The organism is Psychrobacter sp. GP33 (genome assembly GCF_014119005.1).
GTDB lineage: Bacteria > Pseudomonadota > Gammaproteobacteria > Pseudomonadales > Moraxellaceae > Psychrobacter.
Map to the genome: position 1 here is coordinate 46,345 of NZ_JACGYX010000006.1, position 18,983 is coordinate 65,327.

The 18,983-nt window shown below is 44.0% G+C and carries 13 protein-coding genes and 2 tRNA genes; 9 read left to right on the top strand and 6 right to left on the bottom strand.

Annotation, left to right across the window (positions count from 1 at the left end):
* Positions 1-68: 68 nt before the first annotated feature.
* Positions 69-785, bottom strand: a complete 717-nt coding sequence (locus tag H2245_RS09495) for a metal-dependent hydrolase (RefSeq protein ID WP_182407163.1) — start codon at positions 783-785, stop codon at positions 69-71.
* Between the two features lie 144 nt (positions 786-929).
* Here H2245_RS09495 and H2245_RS09500 point away from each other — a divergent pair, with 144 nt between their 5' ends.
* From H2245_RS09500 to H2245_RS09510, 3 genes are all read left to right on the top strand, one after another.
* Positions 930-1,964 (top strand): DUF3025 domain-containing protein, encoded by a 1,035-nt coding sequence (locus H2245_RS09500; protein ID WP_182407164.1) that lies wholly within the window; start codon positions 930-932, stop codon positions 1,962-1,964.
* 260 nt (positions 1,965-2,224) lie between these two features.
* Positions 2,225-5,047, top strand: coding sequence for an aconitate hydratase AcnA (gene acnA / locus H2245_RS09505; RefSeq protein WP_182407165.1), 2,823 nt, complete (start codon positions 2,225-2,227; stop codon positions 5,045-5,047).
* Between the two features lie 191 nt (positions 5,048-5,238).
* On the top strand, positions 5,239-6,141 hold the full coding sequence (locus H2245_RS09510; protein ID WP_182407166.1) for a DMT family transporter: 903 nt from the start codon (positions 5,239-5,241) through the stop codon (positions 6,139-6,141).
* 158 nt (positions 6,142-6,299) lie between these two features.
* Here H2245_RS09510 and H2245_RS09515 read toward each other — a convergent pair whose 3' ends face one another.
* From H2245_RS09515 to gltX, 5 genes are all read right to left on the bottom strand, one after another.
* Positions 6,300-7,340, bottom strand: a complete 1,041-nt coding sequence (locus tag H2245_RS09515; protein WP_182407167.1) for a hypothetical protein — start codon at positions 7,338-7,340, stop codon at positions 6,300-6,302.
* A gap of 428 nt (positions 7,341-7,768) precedes the next feature.
* A tRNA-Glu gene (locus tag H2245_RS09520) sits at positions 7,769-7,844 on the bottom strand.
* A 128-nt stretch (positions 7,845-7,972) separates the two neighbouring features.
* Positions 7,973-8,048: transfer RNA gene (locus tag H2245_RS09525), tRNA-Ala, on the bottom strand.
* A 123-nt stretch (positions 8,049-8,171) separates the two neighbouring features.
* Positions 8,172-8,537 (bottom strand): hypothetical protein, encoded by a 366-nt coding sequence (locus H2245_RS09530; protein ID WP_182407168.1) that lies wholly within the window; start codon positions 8,535-8,537, stop codon positions 8,172-8,174.
* 108 nt (positions 8,538-8,645) lie between these two features.
* Positions 8,646-10,175, bottom strand: coding sequence for a glutamate--tRNA ligase (gltX, locus tag H2245_RS09535; protein ID WP_182407169.1), 1,530 nt, complete (start codon positions 10,173-10,175; stop codon positions 8,646-8,648).
* A 290-nt stretch (positions 10,176-10,465) separates the two neighbouring features.
* On the opposite strand from gltX, the gene rsmH reads away from it, so the two are divergent.
* From rsmH to mraY, 6 genes are all read left to right on the top strand, one after another.
* A complete protein-coding gene (rsmH, locus tag H2245_RS09540; RefSeq protein ID WP_182407260.1) occupies positions 10,466-11,503 on the top strand; it encodes a 16S rRNA (cytosine(1402)-N(4))-methyltransferase RsmH in 1,038 nt (345 codons plus the stop codon).
* Positions 11,504-11,885: 382 nt separating this feature from the next.
* Entirely contained in the window at positions 11,886-12,305 is a 420-nt protein-coding gene (locus tag H2245_RS09545) for a cell division protein FtsL (RefSeq protein WP_182407170.1), read from the top strand.
* The gene (locus tag H2245_RS09550; protein WP_182407171.1) at positions 12,302-14,485 is read left to right on the top strand and encodes a penicillin-binding transpeptidase domain-containing protein; all 2,184 of its coding nucleotides are present in this window, start codon (positions 12,302-12,304) and stop codon (positions 14,483-14,485) included. Before H2245_RS09545 ends, H2245_RS09550 begins: the two co-directional genes overlap by 4 nt.
* A 79-nt stretch (positions 14,486-14,564) precedes the next feature.
* Positions 14,565-16,181, top strand: coding sequence for a UDP-N-acetylmuramoyl-L-alanyl-D-glutamate--2,6-diaminopimelate ligase (locus tag H2245_RS09555; protein ID WP_182407172.1), 1,617 nt, complete (start codon positions 14,565-14,567; stop codon positions 16,179-16,181).
* Positions 16,182-16,280: 99 nt separating this feature from the next.
* A complete protein-coding gene (gene murF / locus H2245_RS09560) occupies positions 16,281-17,747 on the top strand; it encodes a UDP-N-acetylmuramoyl-tripeptide--D-alanyl-D-alanine ligase (protein WP_182407173.1) in 1,467 nt (488 codons plus the stop codon).
* 3 nt (positions 17,748-17,750) lie between these two features.
* Positions 17,751-18,869 (top strand): phospho-N-acetylmuramoyl-pentapeptide-transferase, encoded by a 1,119-nt coding sequence (mraY, locus tag H2245_RS09565; protein ID WP_182407174.1) that lies wholly within the window; start codon positions 17,751-17,753, stop codon positions 18,867-18,869.
* The last annotated feature ends 114 nt before the right edge of the window (positions 18,870-18,983 follow it).

Sequence of the window (18,983 nt, forward strand, 5' to 3'; positions counted from 1 at the left end):
TAAGAATCGTTTTTTAAAGTAAAAAATGACGGTGTTAGGAGATTAATGACGCAAACTATTTATGTAAGCTATCTATTCAAATTATCTATTAAAGCAGGTAGCACGCCAACCTTAAGCTGTGCCCACGGTGCAGGATCGCGCAGCTGCTCCCAAAACGGTGCAAAAGGCGGCGCGGCGTACACCAATAATCCTAGCAGCACATATAATAATAGATACCATTGTTTATCTTTATGTTGATAAAACTTCATCGCAGTACCTGCTGAGCGTTTTAGCGTCATCCCTGATAAATTCACGCTATACATCTCATCAAGCGTCAGATGCACCATTGCCCCACCAAATAAAAATAGCCCATAAAACCAGCTAACCGCTAGCGAGTTATGCAAGCCATAATAGCTTAAACAGGTCAGCCCTAGTCCTAATATTGCCATATACGGCACCGAATGAATCACACCGCGATGCACCGTCATGCTAGTAAATAATCGGAATACCACATAGCGCATAAAACCATAGCCAGCAAGCCATAAGGCAATAAGTGCAATCAAGCTCAGCTCACTGCGCCAGTGCATTACCAGCCCAAAGGCAAAAATAAACGAGGCAATATTAAAGCCAAGTTTAATTGGTGTGGAATTATCAGAATCCAAGTCGGGCAGCAAGCCGCCTATCGTGCCAAGTGCCACACACATTAAAAAGCAAGCATCGTTAATCAAACCGGCTTTATACACCGTCAAGCCGAGTACGCCACTAACAGCGAATGCGCCATTTAGGTGGGTGTTAAAATTTGCCATAAAGAATTACCATCGTGAGCTTACTAACTACTAAAAAAGGACTAAATAGGCGCTAAAAAAGCGCACTATGATACCATGAGCCACCGCGCCAAATTCATAGAGATTTACATCATAAAAATCACAAGACTCGTAGAGATTGTCATCATGACCGATACTGTTCGACCCACACCATCATTAACAATGCCTAAAGCAGAACTTGATTTAAGCTTTGCTGCCATTGACTGGCAAGCGCCATGGATGGCACATATCAGCCAGTTAAGATTTCTCAGTCAAAGGGTACAAAATCTAAGCAATCGTACAGCGCACTCGGCTGACTGTTCTTCTGCTAAAAACTTGGAAGCGCATGAGGTGAATGACAAGGTTGATTCTAAAGCTAGTTATGGCGAGAGTAGTACCGTTATTGCTGATTTATTAAATACAGCAATGTGCCAAAAAGCATCCAGCACTCATCATCAATATCAGCCACAAACAAAACCAACGTCAGATAATCAAGCGCATAATTTGAGATTTGTATCGCAAGATGATTTGCCAGAAGGCATGGGATATGAGCATTTTATTGGTACGACAGGTCAAATCCCCACCCGTGACAACTTGCATGATTTATTTAATGGCAGTATTTGGCTGACTTTTCCTAAGACCAAAGCCCTGCTTAATTATCATCATATGCTTGAAATTGCGAAGCAAGGTATTGGCGCAAGCCGTGGACGGGTGCGCGATACCATCACGGTATTTGATGAAAATGGGGCGATATTGGTCACGTGTGAGCCAAATATTGGTGAGGCATTGATTGATTTTAACTGGCAGGTAAGTTTGGTCACGTCGCGTGCTGGATGGGATAATCCGCTTGCGCCACGCACTGATGCCAAAACGGTGGTTTATATCTTTGGTCACGCATTACTTGAGCAACTGATTCAACCTCGTAAATCTTTATGCGCGCATAGTATGGTGCTTAATGTGCCAGTAGGTTTTTTTGAATTGGCATTGCCTGAACGAATGATTTATTTAGACAAAAAATTGGCGGAGCATATGCATCACTTACTCTCACAAGCGGAAGTCACACCGCGTCAGCTTGCCCCATTACCTATTTTAGGTGTGCCGCATTTTTGGGCAGACAATGTCGATTCTAGCTTTTATGATGACCAGCATGTCTTTCGTAGCGGTCGCCGACGTAAATCTTAAATTAGAATAATTTTATTTAAACATAAGCGTATAAGCAACTGTTTCGGTTACGATTTTGCCACCATTTGTTAACCACTGAGCGTTAACAAATGGTGGCTTTTTTGTTATGGTAAAGGGGCGTTACTGTTAATTATTACGTTTCTACTTATAAATTTTGTTAATAATTATTATTAATAAAGAATGACAAACGTACAGATTAAGATCTACTTAGTATTTAGCCACCTGTTATAACCTTCTATAACGTAGATAAGGAAGCTACCATGAGTGATATTTTTAACGTAAAACATACCCTCTCAGTCGATGGCAAGGATTATGCCTACTTTAGTTTACCTGAGCTCGCCAAAACTTATAATAATATTGACACCTTACCATTTTGCATGAAAATCGTCCTTGAAAATCTGCTGCGTAATGAAGACGGTGGACAGTCGGTCGGCAAAAATCATATTGAAGCGGTCGCTAACTGGGATTGTGGCGCGGAGCCGTCACATGAGATTGCGTTTATGCCAGCACGTGTGGTGTTACAAGATTTCACCGGTGTGCCTTCCGTGGTTGACTTGGCAGCAATGCGCGATGCGGTGGTTAAGCTTGGTGGTCGTGCGGAACAAATTAACCCCTTTATCCCAAGTGAGTTGGTCGTTGACCACTCAGTGCAAGTGGATGTATATGGGCGCGAAGATGCACTGGATTTAAATAAGAAGATTGAGTTTGAGCGTAATAATGAACGTTATGAATTTCTGCATTGGGGCAGACAAGCGTTTAAAAACTTTGTCGTCGTACCACCGGCAACTGGCATCGTGCATCAGGTGAATTTAGAGTATTTGGCGCGTGTGGTAATGGCAGCTGACGTTGATAATGGCGATGGAGTGGAGTTGACCGCTTATCCGGATACCGTCTTTGGTACTGACAGTCATACCACGATGATTAATGGTATTGGCGTGCTGGGTTGGGGCGTGGGCGGTATTGAAGCAGAAGCCGCGATGCTTGGGCAACCGTCATCGATGCTGATTCCGCAAGTCGTCGGCTTTGAGATGACGGGTAAGTTATCCGAAGGTGTTACCGCAACCGATATGGTACTGCGTGTGGTTGAGATGCTGCGTGCCCACGGTGTCGTCGGTAAATTCGTCGAATTCTACGGTGAAGGCTTGCACAATATGCCGCTTGCCGATCGTGCAACCATTGCCAATATGGCACCGGAATATGGCGCAACCTGTGGTATTTTTCCGATTGATCAAGTGGCCATTGACTATTTGCGTTTATCAGGTCGAGAAGATACGCAAATCGCGCTGGTGGAAAAGTACGCCAAGGCTCAAGGTCTCTGGCATGATGCCAATACGCACGATGCCTGTTATTCAAGCAAACTGCATCTTGATTTAGCCACGGTTCAGCCGTCACTGGCAGGACCAAAATTACCTCATCAACGCATCAACTTAGCGGATATGCATAAAAGCTTTAGCAATACTTTAGAGACCATGACTAAAGACCGTAAGGCGGCTATTAAAGGGAAAGTTCGTTTTGATGAAGAAGGTGGTCAACAAGAGCAAGCAAAAACCTTAGCCGCTGAACCTAGCGCATTTTGCGATGTAGATAGTAACTTCTGTAGCATTGTTGATATTAACGATGAAAAATACAATTTGCGTGATGGTGCGGTGGTTATCGCAGCGATTACCTCTTGTACCAATACCTCTAACCCTGCTGTCATGATTGGAGCGGGACTGGTCGCCAGAAATGCAGCGGCAAAAGGTCTTACAGCTAAGCCGTGGGTAAAAACATCGCTGGCACCGGGTTCAAAAGTAGTGACTGATTATCTTAAAAAAACCAAACTGATGGACGAGCTGGAAAAAATTGGCTTTTACTTGGTTGGTTATGGCTGTACCACGTGTATTGGTAACTCAGGACCCTTGCTTGAAAGTATCGAAAAAGGTATTGAAGAAAATAACTTGGTCGCTGCTGCTGTGTTATCTGGTAACCGTAACTTTGAAGGACGCATTCACTCGCATGTGAAAGCTAACTATTTAGCGTCACCGCCACTAGTGGTCGCTTATGCGCTGGCAGGGACGGTAGACATTGATATGACTACCCAACCACTTGGACAAGATCAAGATGGCAATGATGTATTCCTAAAAGATATCTGGCCGACGTCTGCTGAGATTAATGAGCTTATCGCTAATAATATCGATGCAGAAATGTTCCATAAAAACTATGGCGAAGTCTTTAATGGCAGTAAGGAGTGGAATGCTATCTCGTCTCCAGACAGTCAGCTGTATCCATGGAGTGAGGAATCAACCTACATTCAGAATCCACCATTTTTTGAAGGGATGACGATGGAGCCAGAAGGTATTCCTGATATTACAGGCGCGCGTATATTGGGTATATTTGGTGACTCCATCACCACTGATCATATCTCACCCGCTGGCAATATCGATGCGGACTCACCAGCAGGCAAGTATTTGCAAGATCGTGGCGTGATGGAAGCGGATTTTAATAGCTACGGTTCACGCCGTGGTAATGACGCCGTCATGACTCGCGGTACGTTTGCCAATATTCGCATCAAAAACTTGATGATGGATGGTAAAGAGGGCGGCTATACCTATTACTTTAAAGGTGATAAAGCCACCTTACAAGATGGTGAAGCCATGTCCATCCATGATGCCGCAATGAAGTATAAAGAAGACAAGCGTCCACTCGTGGTACTTGGTGGTGACGAGTATGGCTCAGGCTCTAGTCGTGACTGGGCTGCTAAAGGCACGATTTTGCTAGGTGTCAAAGCTGTGTTAACTGGCTCTTTTGAGCGTATTCACCGCTCTAACCTTGTCGGTATGGGCGTGTTGCCGTTGACCTTTAAAGATGATGAAAATGCCCAGTCTCATAATCTCGACGGCTCAGAAGTATTGAGTATCACCGGACTGAATAACGGTGAAAGTAAAACCGCTACTGTTACCGCCACTCGCGCTGATGGTTCGACAGAAACTTTTGAAGTCAATGTAATGTTACAGACGCCAAAAGAGCGCGAATACGTGCGTCATGGCGGTGTGCTTCATTATGTCTTGCGCCATTTAGCTTGCGAGAATAAAGAAGAGGCGTAATTACTCACAGTTAATTGGAGTATTTAAAGTGTTAAAAAGCTCAATCATAATGATTGGGCTTTTTATTGGGTGATACAATCAAAGCATTACCGTAATATTTAAGTTGAATAGTTCGTATGCTACCTTAGCGCGTCAAATCCAATTTTCTTAGATATCACATAATATTAGCCTACTCCCAAACTGAGTAAATAATGACCCGACGCGACCTGATTACCTTTTTTACCCTCTCATTTATGTGGTCGCTCTCTTTTATATTTTATCGAGTGGGTGTGCCTGAGTTTGGCTCTTTAGCATTTGCCAGCCTACGTGTGGTATTGGCGGGGTTAACTATGCTGGTTTTTGTGTTGTTAAACCCAAAAAATCGCCAAGGTATTCAAGAAAATTATAAAGCGCTGACCGTGGTTGGCTTACTGTCTGCTGCCATTCCATTTGTATTGTTTGCATTTTCCGCACAGACAGTGAATGCCGGTGTATTGGCGGTACTTAATGCGTCTGTACCCATGATGAGTGGGTTTATTGCCAGTACCTTTTTTAAAGATAAACTGACGAAAAAACAGATTGCCGGTTTAATGATTGGCATTGTGGGCGTTTTTATCTTAATGAGTGAAAGCTTATTTAGTGAGCAAAGTGAAGCTACGACTTTCAGCTCAAGCTTATTGCCGATGAGTTACGGTTTATTGGCATGTGTCGGTTACGCAACGGGAGCAAACGTCACTAAAAACTATCTATCTGAGATGTCACCTATAGCTATCACCGCAGGCTCGCTCATTATTGCTAGCTTGATTATGCTGCCGATTGCGATTTACGCATTTCCGTATGGTAAAACTATCAGTACAACGGCATGGTTTTCGGTGATTTGCGTTGGTGTATTCTCGACCGCTATCGCACTTATTTTTATGAATCAGCTGATTAAAAACATTGGTGCCATGCGTGCGACGAGTATCACCTTAGTGATTCCGATTTTTGCGATATTTTTTGGTTACGTATTGCTTGATGAGGCGTTAGATGTCGGTGCAATCATCGGCTCAGTGGTGATATTGTTTGGTACATACTTATCTTTGAATTTATCTTTAAAGAGTTTGTCCCGTTCGTAAAAAAGGATGAGTTCTACAAGATTGTTATTAGAGTAGATTGCTTTGTAAGCTGTTCATGCCAATAGCCAATAAATAAGATATTCAAGCCATAAAAAAGCTCAATTTTTATAATTGAGCTTTTTATTCAGTGATTTTTATAGTGTATTGAACCTTGCTTTCTATTTAACGTTATCACCCCAAGTGACAATAGGCTTGGCTAAACGGTAATTAGATGCAGCACCTTTGGCACCAGCAATACTAGCAATAAAGGTTAAAATCGTGCTGATTAACCAGAACAGACCAGTGTATAAAGCCGCTTTACGAGCAACGTCTTCAGCTTGCTGTAATTTTTCTTCAGCCATCTGTTTGGCTTCGGCAATGGCTTTTTCAGTTTTCATTTTATATTCATTGAATGATTTTTGAACTTCTGTACGAACTTCGATAGCTTGTGCTTCAGTCAGGCCTTCTTGTTGCAAACGGTTGATAAGTGTTGGACCTTTGATTTCATTTTCTATCGCTAACATGCGCTGTTTGGCATAATCGTCAATGTTGCGCCAGGTATTGATATCTGTGAAGTCCATATCGGCAACTTGACGTTTTGTTTTGTCAAACATACCTTTAATAACGTCAGTGGTTGCCGCAATTTGTTGTTGATTTAGATTTTGGGTGTTTTTGGCAACCATAGCTTGCAAATCTTCTTCGCTGATATCGCCAGAGACGCGTTGATACATCTCTTGCGCTTTTTGCTGTACGCCATCATTTTGGGCAGTAGCACCGGCAGCCGCTGCACCTACTGTTGCGGTAGTCGCTGCTGTTTTAGCCACAGTACTGACCGTTGCACCCACAGCATTACCCGCAGTTGCTAAAATACCAGTGGCACTACTTAGAGTAAAAAATGTCGTGAGTAATACAATCAACGCAGCAGTCAGCATGCCAGTCAATGTTGCATCTTTTTGGTCAATGTCTGTGCCATCACCAAATAACGCTTCAGGCGCAGAATATTTAATCGCAAAATGACCGGCGACATAGGCACTGACCAATGCCGTGACTGCCGCATAAATACCAGCAGCAATGCTGGTGCCTTTTAAATCAAATGGTAATACCGAACTTAATACTAGAGCGAGAGCGATCATCGCCATGACGACCAGCAGTCCCATTATCAGACCAGCTAGTACACCGCGCCATGATGGGCGCCGTTGAGGAGCATAAGTATGTAACATAGCCATTCCTTATAATAATATATTGTTGTAATACATTTTTTCTATGATGGTATCAACCTCTTAATTCAGAATTTATAAACACTTTATGTAAAAATTCTGATAAATCTAATAAGTACAATGTCATCATAGGCAATAAGGAAATATATTGGTAACACCTTTAGGTAGAAAAATAATAGCATTGTGTATAAAGGCGTTACACTATGTCAGTAAACGTTTTGAGTGTAATTTTGCGTAAACTTATTAGCAAGTTAACGAGGAAGTGTTATATTCAATCTGATTTTCTGAATAGATATCATATAAAAATAAGATGAAAAAATAGGCAAGAAAAAGCCCAATCACAATGAGTCATGATTGGGCTTTTTTGTAGTGCGCTTATTAGTCTGATCTGATACTTTTCAGTAAAATGGCTAACAAGTGACGCCATATAGTGGCGTCCCCACGGGGGTTCGAACCCCGGTTACCGCCGTGAAAGGGCAGTGTCCTAGGCCACTAGACGATGGGGACGCATAGTGTTGTTATAAACTATCTATAACGGTAACAACATCAGATTGCTTAAAAAGCGGTGCCTAGACTGATGCTGTACTATTAGCAAGTTATTCATCATAAACAGTGGAGACTTACAGTAAATAGTATGGTGGAGCTAAACGGAGTCGAACCGTTGACCCCTTGCATGCCATGCAAGTGCTCTACCAACTGAGCTATAGCCCCTCGCTAAGAGTGAGCACATTTTAGGGAAGTAAGGGGGGTATGTCAACAGCTATTTTGAATAAATCGCAATAAATGCTTTAAAAACTGAATTTAATACGATTTTATCTGAGTTATCAGTACAAACTATCTTGGATTTTGCTTACTAGCAATTTCTTTAATGGCTTTATCGGTAGTGAATTCTGCTTGAGTGTCATCAGCAAAAATTACTGCACAACATTCAGTAGGAACATATCTGCCACTATTTTGGATGACTGCCATGACGCCTTTAAAACCAATAATATCAGTATCTTTTAAGCGACTCATTTGATAGTTATTATAACCACAGTAAGTCGTGTATATCCATTTTAAATCATCAAAGTCCTGTCCAGCAGACAATGTGAGGTTGGTATTATAAAGCTCTTCGACTACTTTACGATAATAGTGCTGCGCTTCTTTTAACGTTGGAAATACAACGTCTTGGCTTTCTATCGTGACGGTCTTAACTGCCATATTTATGTCCACTTGATACGTTCAGTAAAATAATAGGTTCATTAAAATATTAGTTTTAAGAAAAGACGGGCCAGTAAAAGCCTGCCCCGTCCTCTGTAAATTAAAACACTATTCATCTGCCAAAAAATCTGGCAATTCCGCTGCCTGTTTCTCTAGCTTCTTCAGTTTCTTTTTACCAAGACCGCCAAGCGCTTCAACGCCATGACGTAAGCGTATCAGCGTCATATCTGCACCGATAATTGCCATAGAGTTCATGACTGGTGTCGATGAGGTGCTACCGGCAATGGCGACAAAGAACGGTGCCATAAAGTCGCGCATCTTAATAACAAGCGCATCAGACAGCCCTTTCATGGTGGCATAGATGTTTTCTTCCGACCATGTGGGTAAGACTTCGAGTTGCCAGATTGCCAGTTGCAACATTTCCATGATTTGCTCATCTGATAGAGATTTGTGGCTAAAGCTTTCAGCACTGATATCTGGCAAGTTTTGAAAGTAAAATCCGCCCCAATTGACTGCATCAGAGAGCAATTCAATACGGGGCTGAATCGCTGCTGCCATCGCGGTTAATTTATCGCTGTTATTTGCCCAATCGAGAATTTTGTTTTTTAGTTCTTCTGGCGTTAGCGCACGTAGCCATTCAGCATTAAGCCAGTTGAGTTTTTCGATATCAAAGATAGGGCCGCCAAGCGATACACGTTGAATATCAAAGCTGGCAATCATTTCCTCTAAGGTGAATTTCTCAGCATCATCAGGCATGGAGTAGCCCATACGTCCAAGATAGTTGAGCAAGGCTTCAGGCAATACGCCCGCGTCACGATAATAGGTGATTGACGTTGGGTTTTTGCGTTTAGATAGCTTTGATTTATCAGGGTTACGCAGTAATGGCATATGGCATAGAACCGGCATTTCCCAACCAAAATATTCATACAGTAATTGATGCTTAGGGGCAGAATTTAGCCATTCTTCACCGCGCAATACGTGGCTAATGTCCATCAAATGGTCATCGACAACGTTCGCAAGATGATAGGTTGGTAAGCCGTCTGTTTTTAACAAGACTTGCATGTCGACTTGCGCCCATGGAATCTCAACCGTACCGCGTAGCATATCCTCAACACGGCACACGCCTTCTGTTGGTACTCGCATACGAATCACAAAAGGCATGCCATCAGCGACCATTTTATCGGATTCTGCGCGCGGCAAGTTGGCATAACGACCGTCGTAACGCGGTGTTTCACCGTTTGCCATTTGTGCGGCGCGCATAGTGTCCAACTCTTCACTGGTACAAAAACAGCGGAATGCATGATCGCTATCCAGCAGTTGCTGCGCGTGTTGTTTATAGATATCCGCGCGCTCACTTTGACGATAAGGCGCATGCGGACCACCAACGTCAGGACCTTCTGCCCAGTCAAGCCCAACCCAACGCAAGGCATCCAAAATCATCTTTTCAGATTGTTCTGTTGAGCGCACTTGATCGGTATCTTCAATGCGTAAAATAAACTCACCGCCATGCGCTTTGGCAAAGGCTAAATTAAAGAGAGCGATATAAGCGGTGCCGACATGTGGAAAGCCAGTCGGGGAGGGTGCAATGCGAGTGCGTACAGGGCGGTTGCTGCTAGAAGGCGACGAAGTTTGGGTCATAGAAATCTCAAAATATTAGGGTCTTGGAGCGAATAGACGTTAAAAAAGAAGGTAAAATGGCGTAAAATGTAGCGCTATTATAACAGGGATGGCGACTATTTTTGTCGAAAAGCCCAGTTGGCGCTTGACTACAGATATATCCTTGCGATAATAACGCATGACAAGTCATAACTTGTTTATTTTTATCTAATTATTGACCAGATTGGTCGTCATTTACTGAGTTATTTGTGTCCTCATCCAATTGTACAGCTTCACCCTTATCCGCTGACGCCCCATCAGCGTGCCTTGATGTGCCTCAAACTGAACCTGACCTAGCCATAGACGCAACACTCGACTTTAGCCACGATGCGGTATTGTTAGAGGAAACTGTTGCTGCGGTACTTGGTATCAAGTCGCTACCTAAGCGTAAAGAGGGTAACGAAGAAGGTGGTAAGAATAGTCAACCAAAAGCCAGTGGCATTTATGTGGATGCGACCTTTGGGCGCGGTGGGCATAGCCGTTTACTGCTCACTCAGCTTGCGGATGATGCGAAGCTTATTGTCTTTGATAAAGACCCGACCGCAATTAGCGTTGCGCGTGAATTGGCACGTATAGACAGCCGCGTAACCGTGGTTCATGATAGCTTTGCGACGCTAACAGCCAGCTTGGCGGCAATGGGTATCTCCCAAGTCGATGGCTTGATGGCAGATTTGGGCGTATCGTCGCCACAAATCGATGATGGCAGTCGCGGCTTTAGCTTTATGCGTGATGGTGCGATTGATATGCGTATGGATACCAGTCGCGGCGAGTCAGTTGCCGAGTGGCTGAGCTATGTTGATGAAGAGACGCTTGCTAATGTGCTGTATGACTTTGGCGAAGAGCGTCACAGTCGCCGTATTGCACGTGCCATTAAAGCGATGGAGAGCTTTGATTCTACCTTAGCCTTAGCTGAAGTAATCAAAGTCGCGCATCCAAAATGGCAAAAAGGCAAACATCCCGCGACCCAAAGCTTTCAAGCGATGCGTATCTTCATTAATAATGAGCTTGGTGATGTCGATAGCTTTTTGGCGCAAAGCATTCCTATAATAAAAGCTGGCGGTCAGCTGGCGGTAATTAGCTTTCATTCGCTTGAAGACAGACGCATTAAGCAATTTTTGCAGCGCCATAGTAAAGGGCAATATCCGGAAGATGAAAATCTACCAATGGCGCCCAATCGCCCGCGTTATTTTGGCAAGCCCAAACGTATTGCCCCAAGCGCTACTGAAGTCAAACATAACCCGAGATCTAGAAGCGCGTGGTTACGTGCGGCGGTGCGTACGGATACCGCGTATGAAGAAAATGCTAAGTAATGATAAAATGATAACTGGCTATATTGTTTTTAAATCGCTACGGGTCTGTTAAAAAGCGGTAAATATTAGCTGCTAATCTGACAGGCTGCTTCTTATAAGCCTTTTTGCTTTATCTGACTGATTATTTTGTGATATTAGTTATTTATTTATTATGAGCTACGGCTATCAGCTATTGCTTAATGAGTAGCAGTTTATATACGTTCCCACTCGTACTAGAGTAGGTCTGTAAAAGTAGGCTTAATATTGATGATATTTTACTAATAGTGGTTTAGGGTGGGTAATTTCATGCTGACAGTTTAGTGTTGGTAGTGATAGGCAGCTAACGGCATAATGCGTTGGCTGTATTCTTTTTTATAATTGAGTTTACTTTTTTGAGACAGTCATGGCAATAACTGGCAGACCTACAACCCGTCATCATACTAAGACCACGCCCGATGCGGATATTGGTGAATTATTCGTGCAGCGTTTTAGTATCGTGAGAATATATGTAGCGATACTACTGTTGTTGGCAGCTGCTATTGTGTGGAGTGGTATTAAAACCGCCGAATCGATTCAACAATATCATCAGGATTATAAAGCCTTGCAAGATATGAAAAAACAAGAGCGCACGTTGCAAATTGAGCATCAGCGTTTATTAATTGAGCAGCAGACTTTTAGTGCCACCCCGCAAATTGCCAGCCGCGCGGTTTCTGAATTGGGAATGTATACCCCAACTTTTAAAGATAAGCTTATTATCCAGCCAGGTGCTGCTGTTGCAGTGACTGAAGCGGTAAGCCCAACTACCGTGGAGGCAGGACGATGAGCGACAACGGAAATAAAACTGACAAAAAAAGCCAAAAAAAGCCAAGTGCTGCCACTGCTAAAAGGTCAGAAAGCGGTAAAGTGACTTCGCCCATACGTCGTAGCAGCATTGGCAAAAGCGGTATTAAAAAGAGCACTGATAAAAACGGTAAAAGTACCAGCGCCGCACCTGTTGGCAAACGTCCAGTGCGTAAAACCACGGCAAAAATCAGTGCTGGTAAAGCCAGTACGAAAAGTCGCTCGACCAAAATAACCAATCGTCTTAAAAAGAGCGACACCCAAGGTGCTTATACCAGCATCAAAAATCGCAAAAGTAAAAAAGTCATTTTTAGTAAAGCGTCAGGTGCCTCAACACGGGGCGGTTTTGAATATGATAAAAATCGATTTCGTACCATTTGGGGACTGTCGTTTATCATTTTGGCGCTGCTTGTCTGCCGTGCTTTTTATCTGCAAGTGGCTAATGCACAGTTTTACCAAGACAAGGGTAATGAGCTGATTACCAGTGAGCGCACCCAAAAATCATACCGAGGTATGATTACCGATCGCAATCATTTACCTTTAGCGGTTAGTGCGCCATTGGCAACCGTCTCTTTTAGCCCATATGATTATGCACGTGAATATTACGAGATAAAACGGATTAAAATAAGTAATCCTGACCAGCCAAAATTACAAGCGCGGATGCAAAAGCGCCTAGATGACATGGATTTGACGATGCTTGCGGCTGCTGCCAATATACCGGTGACAGATCTGCAAAAAGTTACCAAAATTGATGACAGTATTGATGTGACTAAAGAAGAATTGGTAAAAGCTGCGCTACCTTCTGGAGCAGGCTCGCATTATTTGCCGCTATTAAATAAGGTAACGCCTGAGATTGCTCAAAGTGTGAGCTCATTAGACTTTCCTGGCGTTTATGAAAAGACTTTTTTCCAGCGTTTTTATCCGCAGCCGCAACCAAACTCGCAATTATTGGGTTTTATGGGGCAAAATGCTAATGATCCAGAGGGCGGTTATGAAGGGCGCGCTGGCATTGAACGTCAGTATGAAACTGAGCTTGCCGGTAAAGATGGCAAAGTTTTAATTCTAAAAGATGCTAAGCAAAACAGCTTAAAAGAAATTAAACAATTAGAGCCAGAAATTGCTGGGCAAGATGTTGCCCTCACGATTGACTCACGATTGCAGTATTTGCTTTATAAAGAGCTGGAAAAAGTAGGGCGTTTGCGTCAAGCGCTATGGTCAACGGGTATGATTGTGGACGTGCAAACAGGTGAAGTGCTTGCCTTATCAACGTGGCCGTCTTTTAACTCGAATAATTTAAATGAGATGACTGGTGAAAACCAGCGCAACCGTGCATTACTAGACGTGTTTGAGCCGGGTTCGGTTATGAAACCTTTTACCGTGGCGGCGGCGCTAGATTCAGGTAAATATACGCCTACCTCGTTAATTGATACCAATCCTGGCTCTATTCATGTCAAAGGTTACACCATTCGTGACCATGATAATTTGGGCTCGATAAACATGGCAACGCTACTACAAAAATCAAGTAACGTCGCCTCTACCAAGATTGCTTTATCTTTGCCACCTGATGCCATTACTAATATGCAACGACAGTTTGGCTTTGGTACCAAAACCCCATTACAGTTCCCGGGCGAAGGCAGTGGATTATTGGTCACGCCAAAAGAAAAAGAGCTGTCCCGTCGCGCCACCATCAGTTATGGTTATGGCCTACAAGTAACCCTAGCACAAGTGGCACAGGCATATGCCGCACTGGCCGCAGGCGGCGTGATGCACCCGTTAACCTTGATTAAAAGTGACAAACCGCTGCCCAGTAAGCGCATTATGGCGCACGAGCAAGCGATGTCGATTGTGCAGATGTTAGAGTCGGTAACAGCGCCTGGTGGTACAGCGGTTGCTGCTGCCATTGATGGATACCGCGTAGCCGGTAAAACAGGGACATCACGCCGTATCAATCCTGAGGGCGGTTATTATACCGATCAGTATCGCAACGTATTTGCTGGTATTGCCCCAGCGTCTAACCCGAGATTAGTTGGCGTGGTATTGGTTGAAGATCCGCGTGGACAGTTTTACGCTGGTTTTACATCAGCACCTGTTTTTCATAATGTGATGAAAGAGGCGCTACGGTTATATAATGTGCCGCTCGATAAGCCTTTACAAACGAAGTAGAGCACATTACTGTTTTATTTAAGTGCTTACTTATTTTAATGCTCAGTCACCTTTAATATGTTTAGGATTTAAATCTCTCATGCCGACATTGACACGCGATATTACCTTGCAGCTGCTGCTGGACCAGACGCCCAATTATGATGCTGAGGGTGACAATCGCGTTGACATCGTCAGTCATGGCAATAGCAATCTAAAAAGGCAATGGACGGCACAATTACAGGCACTTCCTCATTTACATTCAGTGTCTAACTTGCCCTTTCAAAATATAAAGCTAGATAGTCGCGCGGTTGCTACAAATGATATGTTTGTGTTGCTAGCCAGTCACACACAAGACTGCCAAAAAAGTAGGGCTTATCTTTATCAAGCTGCACAAAACGCAGCCTTTATTTTATCAGAAGTTGATCACACAACTTTACTGACTAACGAGGCTCTTGCTTGTCCGGTTATCTATGTGCCCAATATTCGTGATTTTTTAGGCGATTTGGTGCAAGCGTGTTTGCAATATCGCCAGCCAGTTACGTTGCCAATTGTGGTTGCAGTGACGGGCACGAATGGTAAAACCACCATCAGTCAGCTGATTGCGCAATTAGCACAATTAGCGGATATGAGCAGCGCGGTCATGGGTACGGCAGGTAATGGTAAGCTTGGCGCGCTGATACAAGCCAGCCATACCACGGGTGACGCTTTGGCAGTTCAGCAGTTTGTATATCAAATGGGTGAGGAAGATGCGGATTTAATTGCGCTTGAGGCAAGCTCGCATGGTCTCGATCAGCAGCGTTTACAAGGTGTGCCCGTCAGCGTTGCTATTTATACCAATCTTAGCCGCGACCATTTGGATTATCATGCGACAATGGCGGAATATGTCGCCGCTAAAGCCAAGTTGTTTAACAAAGCCCATTTTCCGACTTTGACCCATGCCATTATTAATATTGATGATGAGTATGCGCAAATAATGCTGGATACGGCAAATGCTAGTGGTTTAGTAGTCTGGACATATAGTTTAGATGCAACGTCAACAGCGACTTTTGTAGCATCGCGTATCGCACCAAGCCTGCAAGGAGTTGAAATTACTCTACAGAGCACGTTTGGTGATATTGATATTATTAGTCCTTTATTAGGACGTTTTAATGTTGCCAACTTACTTGCCGCGATTGCAGCGACAGTCGCATTGGGCATTGATATTGAGCGTATGGTAGATTTAGTACCACAATTACAAGGCGCGGTTGGGCGTATGCAGCGCGTGCCGTCAAAAGATGGCTGCTTTATCGTTGATTACGCGCATACACCTGATGCCTTGGTGCAAGTGTTGGACAGTCTGCGTACTCATTGCCAAGGCAAATTGTGGGCAGTATTTGGCTGCGGCGGTGATCGTGATACGGGTAAGCGTCCGTTGATGGCGCAAGCAGGATTAACGGGTGCGGATCAAGTGATATTGACCGCAGACAATCCACGCACCGAAGATCCCAATGTGATTTTGCAAGACATGCAAGTAGGTATGACTGCTGAGCAATATCAGCGCACCCATATTGAGTCTGACCGCCAACAGGCAATTACATACGCAGTCAATCATGCCAGCGCTAATGATATTGTGGTAATTGCTGGCAAAGGTCATGAAACTTATCAAGAAATTAACGGTGTTCGTCATGATTTTGATGATAGCGTGGTGCTGCGACAGGCTCTACAACAATCTTTGTAGCAATCAGGACGAATATAAAACCATTTAGTGCCTCAAAAATATAACCATCATAGTAAATGGTATCGTCAATACGACAAGAAATAAGACAAGGTAATCGTTATGACAGCTGATAATAATAATAGTAGGCAGTCGCAAGGACTGTATGTCTGGCAAGAAGATAATTTGCTAGCAGCGACAACAGCACTTGATGGATACTGGCAGCTCGGTGATAGGCAACTAGATAGCAGTCACGCTGATTTAGCGGTAAGTGTTTCTAGCACCCGCATTGCCACGGATACCCGCAACATTCAAGCTGGTGACATTTTTTTAGCCATTATTGGTGATAATTTTGATGGCCACGATTACCTCGATATTGCGATTACTCAAGGTGCAAGCGCTGTTATTGTGTCGCGTCCACTGGTAACTGTCATTGCTAACAATATTCCGCAATTGGTGGTTACAGATACTCGCTTGGCATTGGGGCAACTGGCATCGTATCGTCGTCAGCAGCATCCGGATTTGACAGTTATTGCTATTACTGGCTCGAGCGGTAAAACAACGGCTAAAGAGATGCTTGGCAGTATTTTTAGTCGCCTAGCATCGACTCTAATTACCCGTGGTAATTTAAATAATGACTTTGGCGTGCCCATGATGATGCTTGAGCTAAAAGATCAGCATCGTTATGCCATCTTAGAGCTTGGCGCGAACCATATTGGTGAGATTGCCTATACCACAGAGCTTGTGCGTCCAGATGTGGCGTGTATTTTAAATATCGGTACCGCACATCTAGGTGAGTTTGGTAGTCGTGAGGGTATTTGCCAAACCAAAGCAGAAATTTTTCATACCTTAACGGATAAGCAAGTTGCCATCGTGCCTGACACTGATGATTATGCTCAGCAGTTGCGAAACATAGCTAAAACGCATACGTCGCAAGTGCTTGGCTTTGGCAGCACCGATGTGACCGCAAGTGACATTAACGTCCATGCTGAAGGCAGCGAATTTATTCTTCATCTTGGTAGTCAAGCAGGCGCAGTCAGTTTGCCGCTGGCAGGTGAGCATAATGTGAGTAATGCTTTAGCAGCAGCAGCGTGTGCTTATGCGCTAAATATCGATATTCAAGATATCGTCACCGGATTAAATCATGCCCGTCCAGCAAAAGGGCGCTTAAACAGCCAAATGTTGGGCAGACATCGGCTGATTGATGACACTTATAATGCCAATCCACATTCTGTCCGCGCTGCTGCCCACGTATTAGCCGCGCAAACTGGCACTCAAATTATGGTGTTGGGCGATATCGGTGAGCTTGGCGAGGCGGCAATCAGCGAGCACCACAATCTTGGGCACACGATTGCTAGTGATACCAGTATTGATATGCTGTTATGTGTTGGGGAATTTGCATCGGATAGCGTTGCTGGTGCCAAAGCCGTTGGCGGTATTGAGGCACACGCATTTACCGATAAACCTCAGTTGTTGGATTTTTTACAGCCGTATTTACAGGCGCAGCAAGCACAGCCTTGTACTGTGTTGTTCAAAGGCTCTCGTTCCATGCAAATGGAATCTCTTATTGATGCGCTAGTAAAGGAGTAGACCGTGTTAGTTTGGTTGTTTGGATGGCTTGGGCAATTTTATTCTCCGTTTTATGCGGTCTCTTCGTTAACGCTGCGTGCGTTACTGGCAGTAATTACTGCGCTTGCCTTTAGTCTGTTTTTTGGTGGGCGCGTGATTCGCCATTTACGTACCCTCAAATATGGGCAGGCGATTCGTAATGATGGACCGCAATCGCATTTGATCAAAACGGGTACGCCAACCATGGGCGGGGTTTTGATTTTAACCGCTATCGGGGTCTCAACCTTATTATGGGCGCGATTGAATAATCCCTACGTTTGGATTCTGCTAGTAGTCATGGTTATTTTTGGCTTGGTGGGCTGGGCAGATGACTGGCTAAAAATTAAGTATAAAAACCCCACTGGTTTAATTGCTCGTAAAAAATACTTTTGGCTATCCATGGGCGCATTATTCGTCGGGGTATCCTTATATTATATCGCCACGCAGCAACCTGACATCAATACCACGCGCGAAATGCAAGATTTGTTATTACCTATCTTTAAGAATCTAACGATTCCATTCTCCGTGGTGCCATTTGGTATTGGCTTTATTATCTTTACCTACTTTGTGATTAATGGCGCGTCCAATGCGGTCAATTTAACCGACGGCTTAGATGGTTTGGCAATTTTACCGGTTGTGTTGGTAGCCGCTGGTTTAGGCGCGATGGCATATGTATCAGGAGACGTTAGATTTGCCCATTATTTGCATGTACCGTATATTGCTTATAACTCTGAAGTTATTATCGTCTGCGGGGCGATGATTGGCGCAGGACTTGGGTTTTTATGGTTTAACGCCCATCCCGCACAAGTCTTTATGGGTGACGTGGGTGCACTATCGCTTGGCGCTATGCTGGGAACGATTGCGGTCATGACGCGTCAGGAGATTGCCTTTGCGATTATGGGTGGTTTGTTTGTCGCTGAAGCGTTATCGGTAATCATACAGGTAGGCTCCTACAAGCTGCGTAAAAAACGTGTCTTTCGAATGGCACCGCTGCATCACCATTTTGAAGAGCTTGGCTGGAAAGAGACGCAAGTGGTGGCGCGGTTTTGGATTATTGCCATTGTATTGGTGGTAATGGGTCTTATGACGTTAAAGCTACGTTAGGAATAGGTAGCGTAGCTTCAACGAGTAGCAATAAAAAGCCACTTCTATATCATGAGAAGTGGCTTTTTTGTCGCTTGATGCTTAAATTTTGGTAAGATGCTCAGCATATTTATC

Coding starts and splice junctions, on each gene's coding strand:
- murF (WP_182407173.1), top strand. CDS start 16,281: ATGACAGCTGATAATAATAATAGTAGGCAGTCGCAAGGACTGTATGTC.
- H2245_RS09530 (WP_182407168.1), bottom strand. CDS start 8,537: ATGGCAGTTAAGACCGTCACGATAGAAAGCCAAGACGTTGTATTTCCA.
- acnA (WP_182407165.1), top strand. CDS start 2,225: ATGAGTGATATTTTTAACGTAAAACATACCCTCTCAGTCGATGGCAAG.
- H2245_RS09545 (WP_182407170.1), top strand. CDS start 11,886: ATGGCAATAACTGGCAGACCTACAACCCGTCATCATACTAAGACCACG.
- H2245_RS09515 (WP_182407167.1), bottom strand. CDS start 7,340: ATGTTACATACTTATGCTCCTCAACGGCGCCCATCATGGCGCGGTGTA.
- H2245_RS09510 (WP_182407166.1), top strand. CDS start 5,239: ATGACCCGACGCGACCTGATTACCTTTTTTACCCTCTCATTTATGTGG.
- H2245_RS09495 (WP_182407163.1), bottom strand. CDS start 785: ATGGCAAATTTTAACACCCACCTAAATGGCGCATTCGCTGTTAGTGGC.
- H2245_RS09500 (WP_182407164.1), top strand. CDS start 930: ATGACCGATACTGTTCGACCCACACCATCATTAACAATGCCTAAAGCA.
- gltX (WP_182407169.1), bottom strand. CDS start 10,175: ATGACCCAAACTTCGTCGCCTTCTAGCAGCAACCGCCCTGTACGCACT.
- H2245_RS09550 (WP_182407171.1), top strand. CDS start 12,302: ATGAGCGACAACGGAAATAAAACTGACAAAAAAAGCCAAAAAAAGCCA.
- H2245_RS09555 (WP_182407172.1), top strand. CDS start 14,565: ATGCCGACATTGACACGCGATATTACCTTGCAGCTGCTGCTGGACCAG.